The sequence below is a fragment of the Streptomyces sp. NPDC046862 genome (assembly GCF_040704615.1).
GTDB lineage: Bacteria > Actinomycetota > Actinomycetes > Streptomycetales > Streptomycetaceae > Streptomyces.
In genome coordinates this window covers 17,077-40,708 of the sequence record NZ_JBEYXP010000027.1, presented here as the reverse complement: position 1 = coordinate 40,708, position 23,632 = coordinate 17,077, and the positions used below count along the sequence as shown (strand labels likewise).

17 protein-coding genes are annotated in these 23,632 nt (G+C 70.5%); 5 read left to right on the top strand and 12 right to left on the bottom strand.

Annotated features, from left to right (window positions below; genetic code table 11):
- Positions 1 to 18: 18 nt before the first annotated feature.
- The 3 genes from AB0959_RS27930 to AB0959_RS27920 form a co-directional block, all read right to left on the bottom strand.
- Positions 19 to 1,353 carry a copper resistance protein CopC gene (locus AB0959_RS27930; protein WP_366829347.1) on the bottom strand — a complete coding sequence of 445 codons (1,335 nt, stop codon included), beginning with the start codon at positions 1,351 to 1,353 and terminating at the stop codon, positions 19 to 21.
- Positions 1,350 to 1,958: a hypothetical protein gene (locus tag AB0959_RS27925; protein ID WP_366829345.1), complete on the bottom strand. Its 609-nt coding sequence runs from the start codon at positions 1,956 to 1,958 to the stop codon at positions 1,350 to 1,352. Before AB0959_RS27925 ends, AB0959_RS27930 begins: the two co-directional genes overlap by 4 nt.
- A gap of 819 nt (positions 1,959 to 2,777) precedes the next feature.
- On the bottom strand, positions 2,778 to 4,121 hold the full coding sequence (locus tag AB0959_RS27920) for a UDP-glucose/GDP-mannose dehydrogenase family protein (RefSeq protein WP_366829344.1): 1,344 nt from the start codon (positions 4,119 to 4,121) through the stop codon (positions 2,778 to 2,780).
- Positions 4,122 to 4,320: 199 nt separating this feature from the next.
- On the opposite strand from AB0959_RS27920, the gene AB0959_RS27915 reads away from it, so the two are divergent.
- Positions 4,321 to 5,478 (top strand): acyl-CoA dehydrogenase, encoded by a 1,158-nt coding sequence (locus AB0959_RS27915; RefSeq protein WP_366829342.1) that lies wholly within the window; start codon positions 4,321 to 4,323, stop codon positions 5,476 to 5,478.
- 105 nt (positions 5,479 to 5,583) lie between these two features.
- Here AB0959_RS27915 and AB0959_RS27910 read toward each other — a convergent pair whose 3' ends face one another.
- Positions 5,584 to 6,612, bottom strand: a complete 1,029-nt coding sequence (locus tag AB0959_RS27910; RefSeq protein WP_366829341.1) for a glycosyltransferase family 2 protein — start codon at positions 6,610 to 6,612, stop codon at positions 5,584 to 5,586.
- Positions 6,613 to 6,739: 127 nt separating this feature from the next.
- Here AB0959_RS27910 and AB0959_RS27905 point away from each other — a divergent pair, with 127 nt between their 5' ends.
- Complete coding sequence (locus tag AB0959_RS27905; protein ID WP_366829340.1) at positions 6,740 to 8,185, top strand: LCP family protein; 1,446 nt, start codon at positions 6,740 to 6,742, stop codon at positions 8,183 to 8,185.
- A 46-nt stretch (positions 8,186 to 8,231) separates the two neighbouring features.
- On the opposite strand, the gene AB0959_RS27900 is transcribed toward AB0959_RS27905, so the two are convergent.
- The gene (locus AB0959_RS27900; RefSeq protein WP_366829339.1) at positions 8,232 to 9,035 is read right to left on the bottom strand and encodes a ribosome-inactivating family protein; all 804 of its coding nucleotides are present in this window, start codon (positions 9,033 to 9,035) and stop codon (positions 8,232 to 8,234) included.
- Between the two features lie 365 nt (positions 9,036 to 9,400).
- Between AB0959_RS27900 and AB0959_RS27895 the strand changes: the two genes are divergently transcribed.
- Positions 9,401 to 10,699, top strand: coding sequence for an LCP family protein (locus AB0959_RS27895; protein WP_366829338.1), 1,299 nt, complete (start codon positions 9,401 to 9,403; stop codon positions 10,697 to 10,699).
- Positions 10,700 to 10,761: 62 nt separating this feature from the next.
- Here the strand turns inward: AB0959_RS27895 and AB0959_RS27890 are convergent, their stop codons facing one another.
- From AB0959_RS27890 to AB0959_RS27875, 4 genes are all read right to left on the bottom strand, one after another.
- On the bottom strand, positions 10,762 to 12,447 hold the full coding sequence (locus AB0959_RS27890; RefSeq protein WP_366829337.1) for an LCP family protein: 1,686 nt from the start codon (positions 12,445 to 12,447) through the stop codon (positions 10,762 to 10,764).
- Between the two features lie 347 nt (positions 12,448 to 12,794).
- Entirely contained in the window at positions 12,795 to 14,522 is a 1,728-nt protein-coding gene (locus tag AB0959_RS27885; RefSeq protein ID WP_366829336.1) for an LCP family protein, read from the bottom strand.
- Positions 14,523 to 14,744: 222 nt separating this feature from the next.
- Entirely contained in the window at positions 14,745 to 15,995 is a 1,251-nt protein-coding gene (locus AB0959_RS27880) for an LCP family protein (protein ID WP_366829335.1), read from the bottom strand.
- A gap of 421 nt (positions 15,996 to 16,416) precedes the next feature.
- Positions 16,417 to 17,178, bottom strand: coding sequence for a TIGR03089 family protein (locus AB0959_RS27875; RefSeq protein ID WP_366829334.1), 762 nt, complete (start codon positions 17,176 to 17,178; stop codon positions 16,417 to 16,419).
- Between the two features lie 137 nt (positions 17,179 to 17,315).
- Between AB0959_RS27875 and AB0959_RS27870 the strand changes: the two genes are divergently transcribed.
- Complete coding sequence (locus AB0959_RS27870; RefSeq protein WP_366829333.1) at positions 17,316 to 18,659, top strand: peptidoglycan recognition protein; 1,344 nt, start codon at positions 17,316 to 17,318, stop codon at positions 18,657 to 18,659.
- A 115-nt stretch (positions 18,660 to 18,774) separates the two neighbouring features.
- The gene (locus tag AB0959_RS27865; RefSeq protein ID WP_366829332.1) at positions 18,775 to 19,857 is read left to right on the top strand and encodes an NDP-sugar synthase; all 1,083 of its coding nucleotides are present in this window, start codon (positions 18,775 to 18,777) and stop codon (positions 19,855 to 19,857) included.
- Between the two features lie 214 nt (positions 19,858 to 20,071).
- Here the strand turns inward: AB0959_RS27865 and AB0959_RS27860 are convergent, their stop codons facing one another.
- The 3 genes from AB0959_RS27860 to cofD all read right to left on the bottom strand — a co-directional run bounded on the left by AB0959_RS27860 (position 20,072) and on the right by cofD (position 23,485).
- Positions 20,072 to 21,076 (bottom strand): DNA-3-methyladenine glycosylase 2 family protein, encoded by a 1,005-nt coding sequence (locus AB0959_RS27860; RefSeq protein WP_366829331.1) that lies wholly within the window; start codon positions 21,074 to 21,076, stop codon positions 20,072 to 20,074.
- Between the two features lie 67 nt (positions 21,077 to 21,143).
- Positions 21,144 to 22,469 carry a coenzyme F420-0:L-glutamate ligase gene (locus tag AB0959_RS27855; protein WP_366829432.1) on the bottom strand — a complete coding sequence of 442 codons (1,326 nt, stop codon included), beginning with the start codon at positions 22,467 to 22,469 and terminating at the stop codon, positions 21,144 to 21,146.
- 32 nt (positions 22,470 to 22,501) lie between these two features.
- Complete coding sequence (gene cofD, locus AB0959_RS27850; protein WP_366829330.1) at positions 22,502 to 23,485, bottom strand: 2-phospho-L-lactate transferase; 984 nt, start codon at positions 23,483 to 23,485, stop codon at positions 22,502 to 22,504.
- Between the last annotated feature and the right edge of the window lie 147 nt (positions 23,486 to 23,632).

The window sequence follows — 23,632 nt, the reverse complement described above, 5'->3', positions numbered from 1 at the left end:
TTTGTATATCTGGGGAGTTCACCGGCCGGGATCGGCGGTGACGAGCAGACTCGTGACGGCCAGGACGACGAGGACGAGCCCCGTCTCGGCCGCGACCGAGTAACCGAAGGGCCGCACGGACGCGGCGTCGCCGCGCAGCAGCACGGCGAGATCCAGACGGGTGCGCACCCACTGACGGCTGAACCAGGCCGCCACCATCACCGCGGCGAGGACCCCGGTCTTCAGCAACAGCAGATGCCCGTACGAGGTGTGCAGCAGGGCGTCGTACGACCCCACGACCTGCCAGGCGAGCACCAGGCCGGCCACCGCCAGGGCCAGCACGCTCGCGGCGGCGAGCCGCGAGTACCCGGGCACCACGGCGGCCAGCTCACCCGGCTCGCGACGCGGCAGCACGGCCACCACGAGCATGACGAGCCCCCCGACCCACAGCGAGGCACCCAGCAGATGCACCAGATCGGCGACGGCACCCCAAGCAGGCTCGCTCCCCTCGGAGTTGTGGCCCGCCATACTGGTCGTCCGCAGCAGCCCGAGCGTCACGGCGAGGGCACCCACACGCCACCCGGGCGAGCGCGCCGCCCGCCCGCCGCCCTGCAGGAGTCCGGCCAGCACCACGGCCGCGAGCACCCACAGCAGCCCACGGGCGGCGAGCACGATCCCGGGTTCGGTGGTCAGGACGTCGACATACGTCGCCGCCCGCACGACGTCCCGCAGCCCGCCGAACGACACGTACGCGCCCTGAAGCCCGAGCCCGGCGACGGTCGAGAGGAGCCCTCCGGCCCACGCCGACGCGAGCAATAGCCGGGCCCGCCGCTCCCGCCCACCTCGCGGCCACAGCAGCGCGACGAAGCCGAGCCCGCCCACGAAGAGCGCCAGCGACACGTATCCGGTCCACCGGGCGGCGACGAGGCCCTCACGCACCGCCGACGAGGGTGACGGCGCGGCACTGTCGTCGCGGTCGCGCTGTGCGCCCGCGTTCGTCCCGATCCCGAAGGAGATCCGCCCGGAGGAGGCATGCCCGTCCTCCTCGTCGACGACGGACCAGGTGACGGCGAACTCCCCGTTTCCCGGCGCGCCGAGAGCGACCCGCACGCTCCTGTCCCCGGCACGTGTCACGGGAAGCCGGTCCCCGTCCGGCCTCATCACACGTACGTCTCCGTAATCGACGGGTTCGTCGAAGACGAGTGTGAGGTGATCGGGCGCCTTCGCGAGTTCCGCTCCGTTCCTCGGAGCCGAGCGAGCCAATTCGGTGTGGGCGGCTGCGGGCTGGGCCCCCATCGAGCCGCAGAAGAAGACGACGAGGAGCGACAGCAGGACGATCCGCGAACGGGAACGAGGAGCACGGCGGACGATCACGGGGTGACCTCCGGCAGCGGTGAGGGGGAAATCCCGAGAAGCCCGTCGACCGGTGCGAGTCCGACACACGGTGAGGCCTCGGGCGAGGGTGTCTCGCCCGTTCCATTGACGACTTCGAACAGTGGCCGTGTGAGCCCGGTGAGGAGCGGCGTCACGAGCCGCACCTCACCGTCCTCGCACGTGTCGCCGCCCGCCGGGGGCTCTCCGCCCGGAGATCCGGACGGCGAGGGAGACGGCGAACTCCCGGGCGCGGTAGCGGATCCGCCCCCGGACCCGTGCCCCGCGTGCCCCTCGTCCGCGCCGCTCCCGTGCCCGGTGCGTTCCCCGGTCCCGCCGCCCAGCACGGGCAACTCCCCAGCTCCCCCCGGCACTTGGCCCACCGGAACCTGCGCCTCGGGCTCCGCCGGGGCAGGTGCGGGGTGCACGGGTGCCATGGCCGCGGGCGGTGACGCGGGTGGGGCGGCGGTCTTGTCCGCGCCCGAGGCCGAGGGGGCGCCGATGCCCGACGCGTAGCCGAGCACGATCACCACGGCACCGACGAGCGCTCCCGCGACCACCTCGTCGCGGTGGTCTCTCGGCCAGTCCGCCCTGCGCAACAGGGGCATGCTCACTCCTGGCATGGTCCGATCATTCCGGTCAGTGAATGCGGACCAGTGGAGTGCGGTGCGGATTCCGCGTGACTACGCGGCAGTTAAACGCTTGTTGCCTGCCTCTCTTTCGGGGGTCCCCCTGTTGTGAGAACGGGCGACATCGGCGCCATTCCGTGCAATGCGACTGTGGAGAAAGCGAGTAGAGGGGCCGTCAATTCCCTCACAGTGCTCGAATGGGGCTCATTCTTTCGGGGATTTCAGGGAAGGAGTGTTCGCGATTTCACCACACCTCGGCCATTGAATCTCGTCTGCCGAGTTCTGTCGGTGGGTTGCTGCGGGTCCGTTGTGGCTTGTCGCGCCCACGCGGCGGAGCCGCATATTCCACACAGCCCCGCGCCCCTTAAAAGCCGCGGACGCGCCCGGAGCAGAGTGCGCAGGCAACACCTGCCCTCACCGGCCCGCGCCCGCGTACGCACGGAAGGCGGTGTGCCGGGAGGCGTCCGCCCGCAGCGGCCGGCGTCCGCCGCCGAACACCTCACACACTCACATCAGCCGCCGGACCGAGGACGGAGACCTCCCGGCGCGCCTCCGACCCACGAACAAACGGCAGGCGCCCGGGCGCGAGGCGGAACGGCATGTCGTCCTGTCGGGGCCACCCAGGCTTTTCAGGGGCGCGGGGCAGTATCGATATGCGGCTCCGCCGCGTGGGCGCGACAAGCCACAAGCAACCCGCAGCCGCCCACAAACCTCAGGCACCCAAGCCAAGGCGAGACGCTCAAGCCGCCCACGAACCCCCGGCACCCACAACCCAAACCGCCCCAACCGCCGAAGGCCTCACGCCGCAGGCCGCCCCATCGCCCGGTACGTCCACCCCGCCCGACGCCACAGCTCCGGGTCCAGCGCGTTGCGCCCGTCGAGCACGAGACGGCTCGCCGCCACCTCACCCAGCGCCGCCGGGTCCAGCTCCCGGAACTCCTGCCACTCCGTCAGATGCAGCACGACGTCGGCCGCGCGCACCGCCTCGATCGCGGAATCGGCGTACCCGAGCGTCGGGAAGACGCGCCGGGCGTTCTCCATACCCTTCGGGTCGTACACCGTGACCTGCCCGCCCTGGAGATGGATCTGCCCGGCGACGTTCAGCGCCGGCGAGTCCCGTACGTCGTCCGAGTCCGGCTTGAACGTGGCGCCCAGCACCGCGACCCGCTTGCCCAGGAACGATCCACCGCCCAGTGCCTGTCGCGCCAGCTCCACCATCTGTCCGCGCTGACGCATGTTGATGGAGTCGATCTCGCGCAGGAACGTCAGCGCCTGGTCGGCCCCCAGCTCACCGGCCCGCGCCATGAAGGCCCGGATGTCCTTGGGCAGACAGCCGCCCCCGAACCCGATCCCGGCCCGCAGGAACTTCTTCCCGATCCGGTCGTCGTACCCGATGGCCTCCGCCAGCTTGGCCACGTCACCGCCGGACGCCTCGCACATCTCCGCCATCGCGTTGATGAAGGAGATCTTGGTGGCCAGGAACGAGTTCGCCGAGGTCTTCACGAGCTCGGAGGTCGGGAAGTCCGTCACGATGAACGGCGTCCCCGCGGCGATCGGCGTCGCGTACACCTCACGCAGCAGCTTCTCGGCCCGCTCGCTGCGCACACCCACCACGATCCGGTCGGGCCGCAGCGTGTCCCGCACGGCGAAGCCCTCCCTCAGGAACTCGGGGTTCCAGGCCAGCTCCGCGTCCACCCCCGCGGGCGCGTGCTCGGCTAGGTACGTGGCCAGCCGGTCCGCCGAGCCGACGGGCACGGTGGACTTGCCCACGACCAGCGCGGCCTCGGTCAGGTGCGGCGCGAGCGAGGCGATCGCGGAGTCGACGTACGACATGTCACAGGCGTACTCACCGTGCCGCTGCGGGGTGTTGACGCACACGAAGTGGACGTCACCGAACTCCGCGACCTCCGCGTAGTCGGTGGTGAACCTGAGCCGCCCGCTGGAGCCCTCGAACCCCGCCACGTGCTTGCGCAGCAGCTCGTCGAGCCCGGGCTCGTACATCGGGGCCTCGCCCCGCTCCAGCTTCTCGATCTTCTCGGGCACCACGTCGAGCCCCAGCACCTCGAACCCCAGCTCGGCCATGGCCGCGGCGTGCGTGGCGCCGAGATAGCCGGTGCCGATCACAGTGATCCTGAGGGCCATGGGTACTCCAGAGGTGTACGTCCGCGGGGTGGCGTAGCTGCGCTGCCTGAGCATAGTCGGGGCGTGCCCGCGCCCTTCACCGGGCAGTTTCCCCTTGTCGCCAAGCTCACGTACACGTCGCGCTGGTGGCCCCTTAAAATTCGGGTTACTTAACGGTAATTAGCGTCAGCATCACAGCGTCTTTGGAGCGTGAGAGACCGTGGCCGGATCGGCTGACTTCGACCTGTACCGCCCGTCCGAGGAGCACGACATGCTCCGCGACGCGATCCGCGCGCTCGCCGAGGCGAAGATCGCGCCGTACGCCGCCGCCGTGGACGAGGAGGCCCGCTTCCCACAGGAGGCTCTCGACGCGCTGGTCGCCAACGACCTGCACGCCGTGCACGTACCCGAGGAGTACGGCGGCGCGGGCGCGGACGCGCTCGCCACGGTGATCGTGATCGAGGAGGTGGCGCGTGCCTGCGTGTCGTCCTCCCTCATCCCCGCCGTGAACAAGCTCGGCTCCCTGCCCGTGATCCTCTCCGGCTCGGAGGACCTGAAGAAGAAGTACCTGGCGCCCCTGGCCAAGGGCGACGCGATGTTCTCGTACTGTCTGTCCGAGCCGGACGCGGGCTCCGACGCGGCCGGTATGAAGACGAAGGCGGTCCGCGACGGCGACCACTACGTCCTGAACGGCGTGAAGCGCTGGATCACGAACGCCGGGGTCTCCGAGTACTACACGGTGATGGCGGTCACCGACCCCACCAAGCGCTCGAAGGGCATATCGGCCTTCGTCGTCGAGAAGTCGGACGAGGGCGTGTCCTTCGGCGCCCCCGAGAAGAAGCTCGGCATCAAGGGCTCCCCGACCCGTGAGGTCTACCTGGACAACGTCCGCATCCCGGCCGACCGCATGATCGGTGAGGAGGGCACGGGCTTCGCGACGGCGATGAAGACGCTGGACCACACCCGCATCACGATCGCCGCCCAGGCTCTCGGCGTCGCCCAGGGCGCCCTTGACTACGCCAAGGGCTACGTCCAGGAGCGCAAGCAGTTCGGCAAGCCGATCGCCGACTTCCAGGGCATCCAGTTCATGCTCGCCGACATGGCCATGAAGATCGAGGCCGCCCGCGCCCTGACCTACCAGGCGGCGGCGAAGTCCGAGCGCGGCGACAGGGACCTCACCTTCCAGGGCGCGGCCGCCAAGTGCTTCGCCTCGGACGTGGCCATGGAGGTCACCACCGACGCCGTCCAGCTCCTCGGCGGCTACGGCTACACCCGTGACTACCCGGTCGAGCGCATGATGCGCGACGCCAAGATCACGCAGATTTATGAGGGCACGAACCAGGTGCAGCGGATCGTGATGGCGAGGAACCTGCCGTAGGGCGCACCGCCCCAGGACGGGAACGAGCCCCTCTCCACCAGGAGAGGGGCTCAACTCGTCTCGTCACCCAGCTGCCTGACGGCCGCTCAGTTCTCTGACGACCGCTCAGCTCTCCGCCAGTACCGCCGGCCGCCGCGAAGCGATCACCCGCTTCGCCAGCGCCCGCGGGCTCGTCAGGAAGCCGAAGCCCCAGGACATGTGCATGGTGGCGAGGGCGACGGGGATCTGGAGCCGTGCCTTCAGCGGCAGGCCCTTGCCCGCGGGCAGCGACCCCGCCGTTATCGCCGCGAGGTAGCCGCCGGGGACGACGAACGCCCACGGCGTCAGCGCCGCACCCACCACGATCCCCGCGGCGATCGCGCACAGCGCGGTCGGCGGGGCGAGGTAGCGCAGGTTGATGGAGCCCTCGTGGTAGCGGGCCACGACGTGGCGCCAACGCCCGTAGTCCTTGTACTGCTTGGCCAGCGCCCTGACCGACGGCCGGGGGCGGTACGACACCCTCAGCTCGGGCGAGAACCAGATCAGCCCGCCCGCCTCACGGATGCGGAAGTTCAGCTCCCAGTCCTGGGCGCGGATGAACTCCTCGTTGTAGCCGCCCTGTTGTTCGAGGGCCGCGCGCCGGAAGACGCCCAGGTAGACCGTCTCGGCGGCACCCGCCTCGCCGCCCGTGTGGAAGGCCGCGTTGCCGACGCCGATCTTCGAGGTCATCGCGGCCGCGACCGCGTGCTCCCAGTCGTTCTCGCCCTCGGCGTGCATGATGCCGCCGACGTTCTGCGCGCCGGTCTCCTCGAGGAGCCGTACGGCCGTGGCGATGTAGTTCGGCGACAGGATGCCGTGCCCGTCGACGCGTACCACGATCGGATGGCGTGACGCCTTGATCGCGGCGTTCAGCGCGGCCGGGGTGCGGCCCGTGGGGTTCGGGACGGTGTGCACGCGGGGGTCCTCGCGGACCAGCTCGGCGGCGATCTCGTCCGTGCGGTCCGCGGAGGGGCCGAGGGCGATCACGACCTCCATCTCGCCGGCGTACTCCTGGGCGAGGATCGCGTGGACGGCACCGCGCAGATGCCGCTCCTCGTTGAGGACGGGCATGATGACGGACACGGCGGGGAGCTGCACGTCGGGCTTGGCGTTCATAGACGGCTCACGTTACCGCGAACGGGGGACACCGACGCGCGCCGCCCGGTCGCTGGGCCGGTCCGCAGATCGTATGGGCCTACGGTGCTCACGGATCCCACGCCCAGCTCTCGCGGAGGTGTCCCCCGTGCCCGCACCGCCCCGCCGCCCCGCCCGGCCGAGGCCGTTCCGTTCCCGACGGCCGCGTGTACGGCGCAGCCGGTCGGGCTGGGCCGTGCGGGCGGTGACCACGCTCTCCGTGATGGTGCTCGCCTCCGCGGGCATCGGTCACGCGATGCTCACCAGCCTCAGCAAGGACATCGCCCGCGTCGACCCCTTCAAGGACATGAAGAGCCGCCCGAAGCCGGGGCACGGCATGAACATCCTGCTCGTCGGCACGGACGGGCGCGACCAGGTCACGGCGGACGAGCGGCGCCGATACCGGCTCGGCGGCGCCCCCTGTCACTGCACGGACACGATGATGATCGTGCACATCTCCGAGGACCGGGAGCGCGCCAGTGTGGTGAGCCTGCCGCGCGACTCGTACGCCGAGACGCCCGCACACACCGACCGCGTCACCGGCGAGCGGCACGACTCGCACCCGATCAAGCTGAACGCGGCGTACGCGGAGGGCGGTCCGCAGCTGACCGTGCGCACGGTCGAACACATGACGAAGGTCAAGATCGACCACTATCTGGAGGTCGACTTCATCAGCTTCATGAAGACCGTGGACGTGCTCGGCGGCGTCGAGATCTGCACCGTCCACCCGCTGAAGGACCCGTACACCGGCCTCGACCTCCCCGCGGGCGCGCACCGGCTGAACGGCGGCCAGGCCCTGCAGTACGTCCGCTCCCGTCACGCCGACAGCTCCTCCGACCTGGGCCGGATGCAGCGCCAGCAGCGCTTCCTCGCCTCGCTCGTCGAGTACGCCACGTCCTCCGGAGTGCTGCTGAACCCGATGAAGTTCCGTGACGTCACCGGAGCCGTACTGGGTTCGGTGCGCGCGGACGAGGGCTTCGGCACCCGGGAACTGCTCGACCTCGGGCGGGCGATGCGCACCTTCTCGCCCGCCTCGTCCGAGTTCACCACGGTCCCCATCGAACAGATGGGGTACGCCGTGAAGGGCGTCGGCTCCACGCTGAAGTGGGACGAGACCAGGTCGGCCCGCCTTTTCCAGGCCCTGCGCGACGACGAACCGCTGGCCTCGCACAGGACGCGACGGAGCAGGGCCGTCCGCGTCGAGGTGGCCCCGGAGCAGATCCACGTCCAGGTGGAGAACGGCACGACCGTGGACGGGCTCGGCAAGCGGGTGGACGACCTGCTGGCGGCCGTCGGGTTCCGTACGACCGGGGTACCCGTGAACGCGAGCTCCCCGGCCGTGGAGCGCACGACCGTCGTGTACGACCCGCGCTGGGACCGCTCCGCCCGTTCCCTCGCGGCCGCGCTGCCGGGGGCCGAGCTGCGGGAGGCGCCGGGACAGGGGCCGGTGCTCAGAGTGGTCGCCGGGACGGACTTCAAGTCGGTGCGCAAGGTCAGGGCCGCCGACGAGGGGGAGCTCTCGGTGGTGACCGGCGACGAGGTCTCCTGCCCCTAGAGGTGCTCCTAGAGGTGCCCCTGGCGGTGCCCCTGCCCGCCGGCCGTCACAGGGAGTTCATCAGCTCCGCCTCGGCCCGGGAGACGGTGTGGGAGCCGTCGTCGAAGACCGTCTGGAAGGCCTGCTCCAGCGCGTCGAACCGCGCGGCCTCCGAGACGGTCATGGTGAAGACCAACAGCGCCCGGGCCGTCGAGGCCTCGTCGGCGTCGTCCCGCAGCGCCGTGAACGACCTCGTCATCAGCCGTTCGTCGATCACCAGGCCGGCCCGGCTTCTGCCGCCGACCCGCTCCAGGTCGTCGTAACCGCCTCCGAAGCGCAGCTCGTCGGGGGCGTCGCCGCTCTCCGTGCCCCGGAAGCAGAAGAAGCTGTCGTGGCCCTGTGCCGTCGTGAGCCGGTAGCCGACGACGGCCAGGTCCCGCGCCCTGACGAGCAGGCTGACGAGCGGCGCCCGCGATGTCCGCGATGTTCGCGATGCCCGCGGTGTCCGGGGGGTCTCGCCGGCCCGTAGGCCGACGGCGAAGACGTGCTCGGCCCGCGGCCCCGAGTCCCGCAGTGCCTCGTCCCGCAACGCCTCGTTCTCCGGCACCTGCCCCGCGGCCGCCTGTTCGCGTACGGACGTGATCATCGCCCGGTACGCCGTGAGGCCGCCGTTGACGTCCCAGGTGATGTCCCGGCCGTTGCCGACGGCGCCCGCCTTCTCGTGGGACTGCGGGGCCACCAGGACGGCTGCGGCGAGCAGTCCGGAGATGAGGAGGTACAGCGCCAGGAACTTCCCGGACAGCCGGCGGGCGCGGTGCTTGTGGCCGGGGCCGTGGGCCGGGGGCTCGGGTGTCGCGACGTGCAGGTGCATGCGGAGGCTCCTTCTCGCGCTGCGGGGAACGCGGGATCGTTCTCGGATCCCCTTGGTGCGCGAGTCTGTGGGGGTACCTCAGAGGCAACCAGAGGCAGATGTCCCAACCGGCCAGTACCGACAGGTTTCCTGGCGGTTGACTCGTGTGACGTGTCGAACGGCACACGCGCCCCGCCCCGGTCTGCGGGACGCCGGGATCGGCTTGCCCGGAATATCAGATTCCGGGTCGGAGGCCTGGTCTGTCATGGCCCCCCACCTTATGCCGCTCTGACATTTGTGCGATTTGTGTCAGCTTCGCAACAGCACTGCCTCCGTTTTTCTTCGACCCTTGTGAAGGGCATGGCTGTGCACTGCACACTGGGCCCATGAATGACTGGCCCGAGGGATGGTCCGACAGCAGCCGTGGCGGTGGGTACGGCCACGGTGGTGCGAGCGCACAGCCCGAGGGCGCGCGCGTGATGCGACAGGTGAGGCGCGGCCCGTCCGGGGCGCCCCCGCGAGGCGGGGTGCCGCCACAGCCGACGTACGACAACGGGTACGGCGACGGATACGGCACGCCGGAGCCGTACGACAGCGGCTACAACACCGGACAGGTGTACAGCGGCAGTGGCCGCGGCGGCAGCGGCTTCGTGCCCAACGACAACGACCCGGACCCGGAGATGCAGCGGTACCGGCCGCGGCCGAACTACCGCCGGCGCGTCAAGTGGACCGCGATCACGGTGGTGACCGTGCTGGTCGCGTGGGGCGTCGGCACGTACTTCTGGGCCGACTCCAAGCTGAACCGCGACGTCGACCTCTCCAAGGTGATCGACCGGCCGGCGACGGGCGAGGGCACGAACTACCTGATCGTCGGCTCCGACAGCCGTGCCGGCCTGTCCGACGAGCAGAAGAAGGAACTCCACACCGGGTCCGCCGAGGGCAAGCGCACGGACTCGATGATGATCCTCCACACCGGCAGCAACGGCCCCACGCTCGTCTCGCTGCCCCGCGACTCGAACGTGACGATCCCCACGTACAAGGGATCCGAGTCCGGCAAGACCTTCCCGGGCACCGGCCGCCAGACGAAACTGAACGCGGCGTACGCGGAGGACGGCCCCACGCTGCTGGTCCGCACCGTCGAGGCCAACACGGGCCTGCACATCGACCACTACGTGGAGATCGGCTTCGCGGGCTTCGCGAACATCGTCGACGCGGTCGGCGGCGTGGAGATCGACATCCCCAAGGGCGGCATGAAGGACACCAAGTCCGGCGCCGACTTCAAGGCGGGCAAGCAGACCCTGAACGGCGATCAGGCCCTCGCCTTCGTCCGCACCCGGTACGCCCTCGCGGGCAGTGACCTGGACCGCACGAAGAACCAGCAGAAGTTCCTCTCGGCCCTCGCCAGCCAGACGGCGACGCCGAGCACGATCCTCAACCCGTTCAAGCTCTACCCGACGATGAGCGCGGGTCTCGGCACCCTGATCGTTGACAAGGACATGAGCCTGTGGGACCTGGGCGACATGTTCTGGGCCATGAAGGGCGTCACGGGCGGCGACGGCAAGTCCATGAACATGCCGATCTCGGGCAACTCCCCGAACGGCAACCTCCAGTGGAACACCACGAAGGTCAAGCAGCTGGTCAGCGAACTCAAGGACGACGAGAAGGTCACGGTCTCGGGCAACTGAGGCACAAGCCATCGACATGGAGAAGCGGCGGCCCCGTGGAGCACGGGGCCGCCGCTTCCGTCTTACCAGGTGAAGTTCGGGTTCACCTGCATGCACGCCTTCTTGTTGGCGCCGTTCAGGGCGTCGGCGGACTCGGGCGTCCTGTCGTTCTCCTTCTTCGCCTTGTACGCCGTCCCCTCGCGCCAGTCCGCGCCCACGACGAGCGTGACCCCGCTGACATTGGTCGACTTCTCCACCTGGCTCAGCGGGATGCCCAGGGCCTTGGCGACCGCCTGGGCGTCGCCCTCCAGCTCGGCGCTCGGGTAGCGCACGACGGTCTCGTCCTCGGACACCGCCGAGGTCTGGTCGGCCGTGGTCTTGGTGAAGCCCTCCCGTACGAGCAGCTGGGTCACCGTGCTCGCGCGCCCGCTGACCGGGGCGAGCGTCGAGGTCCTCGTGCCGTTCTCGACGAGCACACCGATCTCGTCCTCGGCCGCGGCCGGATCGTCGGAGGCCTGCTCCGCCGTCGCCTTCTTCTTGCCCTTGCCGTCCAGCGCGATGTCCTCACGCACCAGACGGAACAGCTTCTCGGCGTCGCCCTCCTTGGGGACCACACGGGCGCCGACGTAGGTGTACGGCATCGTCGTCATCGTGATCCGCTTGGGCGCGACCTTGCGCAGCTCGGTGCTGAGGTCGTACAGCTTCGCGACCGTGCCCAGGCCGTCGTCGACGGTCAGGGAGTCCGTGGCCTCCTCGGCCAGCTTGCGCAGCTTGTTCGGGTTGGTGATCGTGGCGTTCTCGCGCAGCTCACGGACCATCGCGTTCATGTACTGGTGCTGTGCCTTGGCGCGCGCGATGTCGCTGCCGTCCTCGAAGCCGTACCGGGTGCGCAGCCACTGCAGGGCCTGCTTGCCCTTGATGTACGTCGTGCCCTCTTTCAACTTCAGGCCCGAGCCGTGGCCCTGGCTGTCCTTGGAGTAGATGTTGGCGGTGACGCACACCGGTACGCCGCCGATCGCGTCGGCCATCGACACCACACCCGAGAAGTCCACCATCATGAAGTGGTCGATGTGGATCCCGGTCAGTTCCTGCCAGGTCGCGACCGTGCAGCCGGGGCCGCCGCGGCCCAGCGACTGGTTGGTCATCACCCGGCCGTTGGACGCCTGGTACACCTTGCCGTCGTCCGGGTCCGTGCACTTGGGGATCTGCAGCAGCGTGTCGCGGGGCATGCTGATCACCGACATGTTGGAGCGGTCGGCGGACAGGTGCACCAGCATCTGCACGTCCGCGAGCGGGGTGCCGCCGAAGGTCTCCTTGGCACCGCCCAGCTGCTGGTTCTCCTTGGTGTCCCGCGCGTCCGAGCCGATGACCAGGATGTTCAGCGGGGTCTGGCCGGCCGCGTTCGGCGTCGGCTTGGCGATCTCCTTGTCGCCGAGGTTCAGGTCGTCCTTCTTGATGTTGCCGTTGAGGTGCTCGTAGTAGAGGTAACCGGCGCCTGCCGTGCCGAGTATCAGAACCGCCAGGACGGTCGCCGACCAGCGCAGGACGCGACGTCTGCGGCGCGGGCGCCCGGGAGCGCTCCCGCGGCCGCGACCGCCGCCGCCGTGCCGTCCGTGCCCCTGAGGCTCGGCCACCGGAGCGTTGTCCCCCTCGTCCGCCCCCGGGCCGCTCTCCGCGCCGTGCGGGCCGTCGGCCCAGCCCTTACCGCCCTCACCGGCCCCGCGTACCCCTGGCCGACTTCGATCCCCCCGCACACCGCTGCGCACCATCTCCCTGCCCCTCCCCACCCTGCCTGCCGAACGGGACCTTTCCCGCTTCCGGTTGGACCTTCGAAAGCCCAACTCGGATGTACTGATGTACTCGTGAATGGTTGAACGCATCACTCGGCCGATCCGTATGACACGTTCGTACGCACCTGTCCTGGGCGCGCCGTTGCGCCTGCCCCGGACCTCGGCACGAGTCCGGCTCGGCTCCCGTCGTACGCCGACCCGGCCGACCCGGACACCACGAAGTACGCCAGGGCCGGACACGCGCACGCCCGCTCGGGGACGCGCCGCCGTGTCCGGCCCGGACACACCTCGCGCTCTGTTAGACGCGGAATGACCCCGTCAGGTCATCACCCGGCGCACGTTTCCTTGTCCGCCGTGTTCTTCTGGACGTCCAGATCGGCCGCCGACGTGCTCTGCGATCCGGCGCCCTTGAAGTCCTTGCCGAGGGTGAGGACGATCGCGGGCAACCCCTGGTCGTTGGTCTCGCTGTTGCCCTCACCGGGCTGCAGCGCCGACGCGGGCAGACCCAGGATGTCGGCCAGCTTGCGTGCCTGGTCGGCCTGGTCGGGATCGTACGCGAGGGTCGTCTTGGCCAGGGTCTTGTCGGCGTTGCCGAGCTGACTGGACTTGGTCACGCCCTCATCGTTCTGCAGGTACGTGAGAGTTTCCTGTGCGCTGCCGGCGGGGGCGCCGCCGTTGTAGATGTCGACCCGGACGTCGGAGGCCTTCGCCCGCGAGCCCTTGAGCTTCGCGGCCTCCTTCTCCTTCTGCTGCTTCTTCACCTCGGACAGCGACACGTCGTCCTTGATGGTGTCGAAGAGCTCCTGGGCCTTGACAGGGGTGGGCAGCACGGTCGCGCCGTCGGTGTTGTCGATCACGGGGACGGTCGTGAAGGTCAGGTTCTTGGTCTTGACCTTGCCGATCTCCTGGCCGAGCGCGGCGAGCTTGCGCAGGTCCGCGATCTTCGAGTCGACGGTGAGCGCCTTGGTACCCGCCTCGGCCAGCTTCAGCATCTTCGACGGGCTGGTCAGCGTGTCGTTCGACGACAGCTTGCGCATCAGCGAGCTGAGGAACTGCTGCTGGAGCTTGATCCGGTCCAGGTCGCTGCCGAAGCCGACGGCGTGCCGGGTGCGCACGAACGCGAGGGCCTGCTCGCCCTCGATGTTGTGCTTGCCCGCGGACAGTTTCAGCTTCGACTTCGGGTCGTCGAGGTTCTTGTTCAGACAGACCTCGACCCCGCCGACCGCCGAGGTCAGCGTCTTCACCGCGTTGAAGTCGGCCACCAGGAAGTGGTCGGGAGTGATCCCGGTGAGCTCCTTGACCGTCCGCATCGTGCAGCTCGGGGTGCGGTCGGCCTGGCCGAGGCTCACGTTGAAACGGGTCTTGGGCGTGCCCGGGATGTCCTTCTCGGTGCCGTCCGCGAACGTGGTCGGGCAGTCCGGGATGTCCACGATCATGTCCCGCGGGATGCTCATCGCGGTCGCGTTCGTACGGTCCTTGGAGACGTGCAGCAGGATCGTGGTGTCCGCGTGGCCGACGCTGCCGGCGTCGCCGTACCCCTTGTTGCCCTTGCCGTCGCGCTTGTCGGTGCCGATGATCAGCACGTTGATCGCGCGGTCCTTGCTGAAGCCGCCGGTGCTCGCGCCGTCGTCGGAGACGGACGTGATGTTGTTGTTGAGGTGCTCGTAGTAGAGGTAGCCCGCCGCGCTCGCGGCGACGAGGACGAAGGCGAGCGTGCCGCCCGTCCAGACGAGGATCTTCTTGCCCTTCGACTTCTGGGGCTTCGTCCGGCGGCGTCCCGGCGGCGGCTCGGCCGGCGCACCACGACGACGGCGCTGTCCCGGCACCACCTCGGGCATCTGGCGGGTGCCCGTTCCCGCCGTCATGGTTCCCGCCCCCGCCCCGGCGGGTCCTGCCCCCGCCGCCCCGGCACCGGTCCTCCGGGGCCTCGGCACAGTCGCTGACTGCGGTGCGGAAGGAGTCAGTCGCAGCTCGTATTCACCGGTGTTCGGGTTGAGTACCCACTGGTCTGCGGGGTCGATGTCATCCGCCCGCCCACGGCCTTGCGCGTCCACGGTTGTCCATTCCTCCGTTGGGGCCACGCAGCGTCTTCCCCCTCAAAAGACGCTCGGGTTCTCGTGCAAGTGGTGCGCGGCCGAAGAAGGCCCGACACACCGGATCGCTCACACTATCCGCCCGATTAGGCGTCAAGCGACGACGGTGACAAATTCCACGTCCATACACCTGGGCAATCCGCCCGTTTCTTAGCGCATTTGTTCCCTGTGTTGACGTGCGCTTTACCTGCAGTCGTCCACGACGGCGGTGCTGCCGCGGAAAGTGGGAGTCGGGTCGGACTCATGGGAGCCCTCCTCGCGCGTGTCCTCGAAGGACTCGCTGTAGTCGTGCGGGTGCGCGTTCGACTCCCTGTACGGATTCCGTGCGGCTCGGTGTTCATCCCGGTCCCCGACTTCCGGCGCCGCATTGCGGCTTTTTGAGTCGGATTCCTCCGTATTCTGCGTGACCACCGTCACCGGCCTGTCCGCACGCAGCCGCGCGAAGAGTCTGCCGGCCGCGGGTTCCACGAGTTGGTCGCGATTGGTGTCGTAGGGGTACGACCGGCGGGGCACGGTCAGGAATTGCACCTTTCCCGTAGGGATCGTGCGCAAGCCTCGTACAAGGTCGTACAAACCGCGCAAACTGGCCAGTGCGGGGTCCGTCATGAGTGCCGAAGTGGCCGCGTCGAGCACGGGGTAGAGCTTCACCGGGTTCAGCAGGACGCCATTGCTCTTCACCTTGCTGACCAACGCGGCGAGGAACCGCTGCTGGCGGCCCATCCGCTCGGTGTCACTGCCGTCGCCGAGGGACTTGCGGGCGCGTACGTAACCGAGGGCCTGTTCGCCGTTGAGCCGCACCTTGCCCGCGGGCAGCCGCAGCTTGGCCGCCGTGTCGTTGATCGGCTCCGCCAGGCAGACCGAGACCCCGTCGAGAGCGTCGACCAGCTTCTTGAAGCCACGGAAGTCCACCACGACGTGGTGGTCCACACGGATGTCCGTCAGCTTCTCGACCGTACGGATCGTGCAGGCCGACCCGCCCATCTGGAAGGCGCGGTTGAACATGGTGAACTGGGGTTCGGTGCGCGTGCCGTTCCCCTTGCGGCAACGGGGCACGTTCACCATCAGGTCGCGGGGCAGGGAGACGGCGGTGGCGCTGCCGCGGTCGGCCGCGAGGTGCAGCAGGATCGTGGTGTCGGAGCGCTCGGTGCCGGAGTCCCGCCCGTACGTGCGGTTGCCCGCGCCCGACCGTGTGTCCGACCCGATCAGCAGGATGTTCTGCGCGCCGCGCACCAGCGCGGTCGGGCGCTCCTTCTCGTACCGGGCGAGCTCTCTCGCCGCCTCGGTGTCGGACGTGATGTTCCCGTCCAGCTTCTCGTACGCCGCCCACCCGACCCCGACGGCCCCGACCACGAGCACGGCCAGCCCGACCGCACCCCACTTCACCCACCCCCGCCGCCGACGCCCGCCTCCGGGATCACCCTCGGCACCTCTCACCTCAGGGTCACCCCCTCGCGTCGTACGACTGTGACGTGCTCCTACGACGATGCCTCGGGGGGAGGGGAACGGCGGCCGGGGTGAGCCGAACGAGGGAGAACGCTCTCTAGAGGGAGGGCTCAGATGGGGCGAGGGGGGCTGGGTGTTGTCAGGGGCGAAGGGGACTGGGCGTTCTTTGGGGGCGAAGGGGACTGGGCGTTCTTTGGGGGCGCGGGGAACGGGGCGTTCTTTGGGGGGCGCGGGGAACGGCGCGGTTTTCAGGGGCGCGGGGAACGGCGCGACAAGCCACGGACGGCCCGCAGGCACCACACGGCAGGCACCCCATCAGGGGCGCGGGGAACCGCGCGACAAGCCACCGACGGCCCGCAGACAACACACGACGGGCACCCACAAGACGACCCCCCACCGCCGGAGGCAACCGTCAACGAGCCGTAACCGTCACCCGCTCACTCTCGACCCGCTTGGCCAGCGCCTCCTCCCCGAGCCGATCGAGATGCCGGCACAACACCACGGACCCGCCCGTCGCGAGCGGCGCGTACAACCCGGCGTTGAGCCCCTCCCACGTGTCGTACGGCAACCCGGACAACAACCGCGACCCGGGCCCGGTCAAGCCCAGCGCGGGCGCCTCCGCCCGAGCCCGCTCCACGACCTCCGCACCGCTGAACTCCCGCCCGGCCACGATCAGCGCGGGCTCCTCCGGGTCGACGGGCGCGTACGGCACGAACCGGTCCCCCTGGCTCGGGACCTCAACGGCGTAGTCGACGAACCCCTCCGGCGGCTGCGGGAAGCGCCCGCCGAGCGGCCGAAGCGCCAGCGCCACGCGCTCCCCCGAGCAGGCGCGGGCCGTGTCCAGCGTGTCGGGCCCGCTGACCACGATGTCGGCCGCCGCCGGGGCGCCGGCATCGGCCACGTCCGCGACCACGCCCACCGACGAGCACGCCAGCAGCCACACGGCCGTCTGCCAGTGCGCGGGCAGCAGGAGCGCGACCCGGTCGCCGGGCTCGGCGGAGAGCTCGTCCTGGAGCAGGTTCGCGGTCTTGGCCACCCAGTTGGCGAAGGTGGCCACGGACAGTTCGACCCGTTCGCCCGTGGCGTCGTCGTAGAAGGTCACCAGGGGGCGCGCGGGATCCGCGGCGAGCGCGGATCGCAGCAGGTCGGCAGGGGTGCGGTCGGTGGCGTTCACGCGGCAAGCGTACGCGGGGCCCCACCGGGGCGGGCCGCCCGGTCGAGCGGCCGGACCACCGGTTCGGGGGAATCCCGCCGACGCTCCGTCAAATCCTGGAAGTGCATACAAGCATGACTATGCGCAATATCTGGCGTATGCGTAGATTCCTGGCATCCTCGATCGGCGTCACCTGCGCCGCGGTCCTGTCCGTCCCCCTGGCCCTGTCCGCGTCCCCGGCCTCGGCCGCGCCGGGCGACCTCCCGTCCGACGAGTCCCTGCCGGGCAGCACCCAGTCGATCCCCCTCGCCCCCCTCGGCGGCGACCGGGCGACCGCGTCAGCCACTTCAGCCACTTCAGCCATTTCAGCCGCTCCAGCCGCTCCAGCCGTTCCGGACCAGGGCGTCACCCGCCGAGGCGTACGGACGTTCTCACTGGTCGGCGTGGTCTGGGACGACCCGGAAACCGAGCTCCGCGGCCGCGTCCAGGTCCGTGCCCGGGCCACGGGCACCGCCCACTGGTCCGGCTGGCAGGACATCGAGACGCACAACCAGGAGCACGCGGCCGACCCCGACACCGCCGAGCGCGTCTCCGGACGCGTACGCGGTTCGACGGCACCGCTCTGGGTGGGGTCCTCGGACGGGGTCGAGCTACGGGTGCGCGCGGAGATCGAGCACCGCACGGGCGTCCCCGGAGACCAGACGCTCCCGTCGGGGATGCGCCTCGAGCTCGTCGACCCGGGCGTCGGCAACGAGCCTCCACCGGGCGGCTCCCCCGTGGACGCCTCGGGTCTCGGACCGCTGACCGCAGGGGCGGCCGCCGCGTCCGCCGTGAACGCGGACCTCGCGCCCCTCGGTGCCTTCGAGATCCCGGCGTCCACGCGGGACGTCGAGGAGGAGGGCGCCCCGCGTCCCTCCATCGTCACGCGCCGAGGATGGGGCGCCGACGAGCAACTGAGGGAGCGTGAGTTCCTCTACACGAAGCGGGTCGACGCGGCCTTCGTGCACCACACGGCGTCGGGCAACAACTACACCTGCGCGCAGGCCCCTTCGCTCATCCGTGGTATCTACCGCTACCACGTCGTCAGCAGCGGCTGGCGCGACATCGGCTACAACTTCCTCATCGACAAGTGCGGAACCGTCTACGAGGGCCGCGCGGGCGGTGTCGCCAAGCCCGTCATGGGCGCCCACACCCTTGGATTCAACTCGAACACCATGGGTGTCGCCGTGCTCGGTAGCTTCGGCACCGTGAAGCCGCCCGCCGCCGCGATCACTGGCATCGCAAAGCTCAGCGCCTGGAAACTCGGACTTTACGGGGCGGACGCCAACGGCAAGACATATCTGACGTCGGGGGGTGGCAATCTCTACCCCAAGGGCAAGAAGGTGCGACTGAACACGATCTCCGGTCACCGGGACGGCTTCGCCACCGAGTGCCCCGGCCGCAGCCTGTACAGCATGCTCGGCACGGTCCGCTCGCAGGCGGCGCGGTACCAGGGCAAGTAGGCAAGCCATCGAAGGACACCCCCGCACTGCCATCGAAGGCGCATCGAACGGTCTGCATACACTGGCCGGCCGAAAAAGCAGTTCGGCCGGTCCCGGCAGGAAGCAGAGACGACAGGTGACAGAAGCGATTCTCCTGGTCGGCGGCAGAGGTACCCGGCTGCGTCCGCTCACGGTGCACACCCCGAAGCCGATGGTTCCGGCGGCGGGCGTCCCCTTCCTCACCCACCAGTTGGCACGGGCGAGGGCGGCGGGCGTCGACCACATCATCCTGGCGACCTCGTACCTGGCCGAGGTCTTCGAGCCGCACTTCGGCGACGGTTCCGCGCTCGGCCTCCACCTGGAGTACGTCACCGAGGAGGAACCCCTCGGTACCGGCGGCGCGATACGCAACGTGGCCTCGCGTCTGCACTCGGAGCCCGACGACCCGGTCCTGGTCTTCAACGGCGACATCCTCACCGGCCTGAACATCAGAGCCCTGGTGGCAACCCATCAGTCGACGGGCGCGGACGTCTCCCTGCACCTGACCCAGGTCACGGACCCGCGCGCCTACGGCCTGGTCCCCACGGACGCGACCGGCCGGGTGACGGCCTTCCTGGAGAAGCCGCAGACCCCCGAGGAAATCGTGACGGACCAGATCAACGCGGGGGCGTACGTCTTCCGCCGCGCGGTCATCGACACGATCCCCACGGGCCGTCCGGTCTCGGTCGAACGCGAGACGTTCCCGGACCTGCTGGCGGCGGGAGCCCACCTCCAGGGCATGGTCGACTCGACCTACTGGCTGGACCTCGGCACCCCGGCGGCCTTCGTCCGCGGCTCCGCCGACCTGGTCCTCGGCCGGGCCCCGTCCCCCGCCGTCCCCGGCAACTGCGGCGACCGCCTGATCCTCCCCACGGCCCAGGTCGCCGGCGACGCCAAACTGACCGGCGGCACGGTGGTCGGCGAGGGCGCCTTCGTCGGCGAGGGCGCGCGCGTCTTCGGCAGCACGGTCCTCGCGGGCGCCGTGGTGGAACCCGGCGCCGTCATCACCGACTCCCTGATCGGCGCCAGGGCCCGCATCGGCGAACGCTCGATCCTCACCGGCGCGGTCATCGGCGACGGCGCGGTCATAGGCGCGGACAACGAACTCCGAGACGGCGTACGGGTCTGGTGCGACGCGAGAATCCCCACAGCGTCGGTGCGCTTCTCCTCGGACGAGTAGCGGGAGGGCTCGGCCTGCCTACTGGCGCTTGTAGGCCCGGCCCCGCACCAACCAGCCCGTCCGGCGCTTGAGGACGAGGCCGTTCAGGCCGACGAACAACCCATTCACCCGCACTGAACCCACCCACCCAGCCCCCTGCCCACCGCGGGGGTCTGGGGGCGCAGCCCCCAGGGATGGGACGGGTAGGGGCGGCGGGGGCGACAACACCCCGTACCTACAACCGCCCGATGTCCCCCCGAGGCATCTTCGGCACACGCCGAGGCGGCACACGCCCCGACAACAGAATCAACCGAGCCGCCCGATGCCGCTGCCCCGCATACGGCTCCAGCAGCGACAACATCACCGAGTCATCCGCATCCCGGTCACCCGCCAGCGCATACCCCACGATCCCCGGCAGATGCAGATCCCCCACGGTCACCGCGTCCGCCGCCCCATGACTGCGCTGCACGGTCTCCGCCGAGGTCCACGGCCCGACCCCCGGCACGAGCTCCAGCCGCCGCCGCGCCTCCTCCGGCGCCATCCCGACGCCCTCCTCCAGTCGGGCGGCAACCCGGACGGCCCGCAGGATCGTCGACGCCCGCTTGTTGTCGACCCCGGCCCGATGCCACTCCCACGAGGGAATCAAGGCCCACGTCCGCGCCGCCGGCATCACATGCATCCGCCCCGGCTCTGGCCCCGGCGCCGGCTCCCCGTACGTCCGCACGAGCAGCCGCCACGCCCGGTACGCCTCATCCGTCGTGACCTTCTGCTCCAGGATCGACGGGATCAGCGACTCCATCACCAGCCCGGTCCGCGTCAGCCGCAGCCCCGGCCGCCGGTGCCGCGTCAGCGCGACCAGCCGGTGCCGCGGCTCGAAGGCGTCGGGATCGTCGTACGCCCCCAGCAGTGCGGGGAGCCGGTCGAGCAACCACTCACTCCCCGGCCCCCACGCCTCGCCCTCCGCCACCCCGCCCCGCAAGGCGACCCGCAGCGTGCCGGGCCCGGCCGGCGTACGACAGGCCCGCCACACGGACCCGTCCGGAGTCGCCCGGAACGTCGGATCGGCGGGCCCGCGCCGCAGCGGCCCGAGCACCAGCCCCAGATCGAGCGGCCCCTCGGGCAGCCACCTCCGCGTCCGGCCCGCGGCAGGACCGGTCGCCGCACCCCTGGGTCCGGGCACGGCGACATGCCCACCGCGCACGGTCGTCCGCGTGGGCCGCGGTGCGAAACGTCCTGACAAGGGTGAGGTCCTAGAGGCTCAGGGGGCTACCGAAGAGAGAAGAGACCGCCGGTCCAGTCCACCACGTTCACCGCACCTCGATGAAGGCCCCCGCGTCCCGCTCCGGCCGCGCCCTCGGTTCCTCCGCCGCATGCCCCACCGCCACGGCCCCCATCGGGTCCCAGCCCTCCGGCAGCCCCAGCACCTCCCGCACGACATCCCGGCAGAACATCGTCGACGACACCCAGGCGGAGCCCAGCCGCTCCCCGGCCAGCGCCACCAGGAAGTTCTGCACCCCGGCCCCGGTGGCGACCACGAACATCTCCCGCTCGGCCCCGTCCCGCCGCGCGTCCCCGTACGTGTGCGAACCGTCCATCACCAGACAAGGCACGACCAGGTACGGCGCGTTGCGCAGCACGTCACCCCGCCGCACCCGCTTGGCGATGGACTCCTCGCTCTTGCCGTCCCGCCGCAGATCCTCGATCCACGCGTCCCGCATGGCGTCCAGCAGTCCGGTGCGCGACTCCTCGGACTCCAGCAGCACGAACCGCCACGGAGTGGTGTGGTGCGGCGCCGGCGCGGTGACGGCCGCGGCCACGGCACGCCGTACGGCACCGGGGTCGACGGGCTCGTCGGTGAACGCCCGCACGGTGCGCCGCTGGGTCACCGCCTCCCGTACGGCCTCCGACGTGCCGAGCCGGAACATGTCGTCCCGCGCGCCGCGCACCATCACCCGGGCTCCGTCGCCGTCGCCGTCGCCGTCGTCGCCGCCGTCGGCCAGCACGTGCGCCAGCCCGCGCACCACGGCGACGGGCAGCCCCTCGGCCTTGCCCTTCACCAGGTCCCCGGCGGCGGCCAGCTCGTCGGCGGTCGCGACGACGGTCGCGCTGAGCGGGTTGCCGTGGGCGTCGGTCCCGCCCCGCAGATCGTCGAGTACGCGCACGCCCGCGGCGCCGATGGCGACGTCCGTCAGCCCCATGCGCCACGGTCGCCCGAACGTGTCGGTGACGAGGACCCCCACATCGACGCCGAGTGCCTCCCGCAACCCCTCCCGCAGGACCCGCGCGGACGCGTCCGGGTCCTCGGGCAGCAACAGCACGGTCCCGGACGGGGTGTTGGAGGCGTCGACGCCGGCGGCGGCCATGATCAGACCCTGCCGGTTCTCGACGATCCTCAGGGGCCCGCGGCGCGCCACGACCCGTACGGTCTCGGCGTCGATCGCGGCCTCGCGGTCGGTGGCCTCGACGACCCGGCCCTCGGCCTTGGACACGATCTTCGAGGTGACGAGGAGGATGTCCCCGTCGGCGAGCCCCGGTTCGGCGGCGGCGATCAGCTTGGCGAGATCGTCGCCCTGCTGTATCTCGGGCAGCCCGGGAAGGGCCCACACGCGGTAACCGGGAGCGGCGTCCGTCATGTCGCTGCCGGTGCCTCTCGGTGACTCGCCGCTCAAGCGTCCCGCACCTCCTCCGCCAACGTCAGCGCCTCGCGGGCCATCTGTGCCGTCGCGTCGAGGTCCGTCATCATCAGCGGCACGGCCCGGCACCGGATCCCGGCTTCCTCGACCCGGTCCACCGCACCGGCGTCCACCGTGTCGACCAGCCAGCCGTCCAGCAGCCCCGAACCGTAGTGCTCGGCGACGGCCGCCGCCGTGGACTCGACGCCGACGGCGGCCAGCACCTTGTCGGCCATGCCCCGCACGGGCGCGTCCCCGACGATGGGGGAGAGGCCGACGACCGGCACACCGGCTTCGGCGATCCCCTCGCGGATGCCGGGCACGGAGAGGATCGTGCCGATGGACACGACCGGGTTGGACGGCGGGAAGAGCACCACGTCCGACTCGGAAATGGCCTCCAGGACACCGGGGGCGGGCTTGGCCTGCTCCGCGCCCACCGGCACGATCGCCTCGGCCGGGACGGAGGCCCGCAGCCGCACCCAGTACTCCTGGAAGTGGACCGCCTTGCGCTCGCCGGGGTCCGGGGTGGCCCCGCTGTCGGGCAGCGTGACCGCGACATGGGTCTCGATGCGGTCGTCGGACATCGGGATGAGCCGCACACCGGGCTTCCACCGGTCGCACAGCGCCTCGGTGACGGCGCTCAGCGGATAGCCGGCGGACAGCATCTGCGTGCGCACGATGTGCGTGGCGAAGTCCCGGTCCCCGAGCCCGAACCAGTCCGGCCCCACCCCGTAGGCCGCGAGCTCCTCCTTGAGATGGAAGGTCTCGTCGGCCCGGCCCCAGCCCTGTTCCTCGTTGATACCGCCGCCCAGCGTGTACATCACCGTGTCGAGGTCCGGGCAGACCTTCAGCCCGAAGAGGTGGATGTCGTCCCCGGTGTTGCCGATGACGGTGATGTCCGCGTCCGGCGCGGCCCGCTTCAGACCACGCAGGAACCGGGCACCACCGATGCCGCCTGCCAGAACCACAATGCGCATGAGGGCCAGTCTTGCAGGCGGATAGGACACCGTGGCCCCATACCCCCGACGCCCGACGCCCGACGCCCGACGCCCGACGCCCGACGCCCGACGCCCGACGCCCGACGCCCGACGCCCGACGCCCGACGCCCGACGCCCGACGCCCGT

Bases quoted from the DNA above. Each gene is read 5' to 3' on its own strand.
- AB0959_RS27925 (WP_366829345.1), bottom strand. From the start codon at position 1,958: ATGCCCCTGTTGCGCAGGGCGGACTGGCCGAGAGACCACCGCGACGAG.
- AB0959_RS27920 (WP_366829344.1), bottom strand. From the start codon at position 4,121: ATGGCCCTCAGGATCACTGTGATCGGCACCGGCTATCTCGGCGCCACG.
- AB0959_RS27910 (WP_366829341.1), bottom strand. From the start codon at position 6,612: ATGAACGCCAAGCCCGACGTGCAGCTCCCCGCCGTGTCCGTCATCATG.
- AB0959_RS27900 (WP_366829339.1), bottom strand. From the start codon at position 9,035: ATGCACCTGCACGTCGCGACACCCGAGCCCCCGGCCCACGGCCCCGGC.
- AB0959_RS27895 (WP_366829338.1), top strand. From the start codon at position 9,401: ATGAATGACTGGCCCGAGGGATGGTCCGACAGCAGCCGTGGCGGTGGG.
- AB0959_RS27890 (WP_366829337.1), bottom strand. From the start codon at position 12,447: ATGGTGCGCAGCGGTGTGCGGGGGGATCGAAGTCGGCCAGGGGTACGC.
- AB0959_RS27870 (WP_366829333.1), top strand. From the start codon at position 17,316: ATGCGTAGATTCCTGGCATCCTCGATCGGCGTCACCTGCGCCGCGGTC.
- AB0959_RS27855 (WP_366829432.1), bottom strand. From the start codon at position 22,469: ATGACGGACGCCGCTCCCGGTTACCGCGTGTGGGCCCTTCCCGGGCTG.
- cofD (WP_366829330.1), bottom strand. From the start codon at position 23,485: ATGCGCATTGTGGTTCTGGCAGGCGGCATCGGTGGTGCCCGGTTCCTG.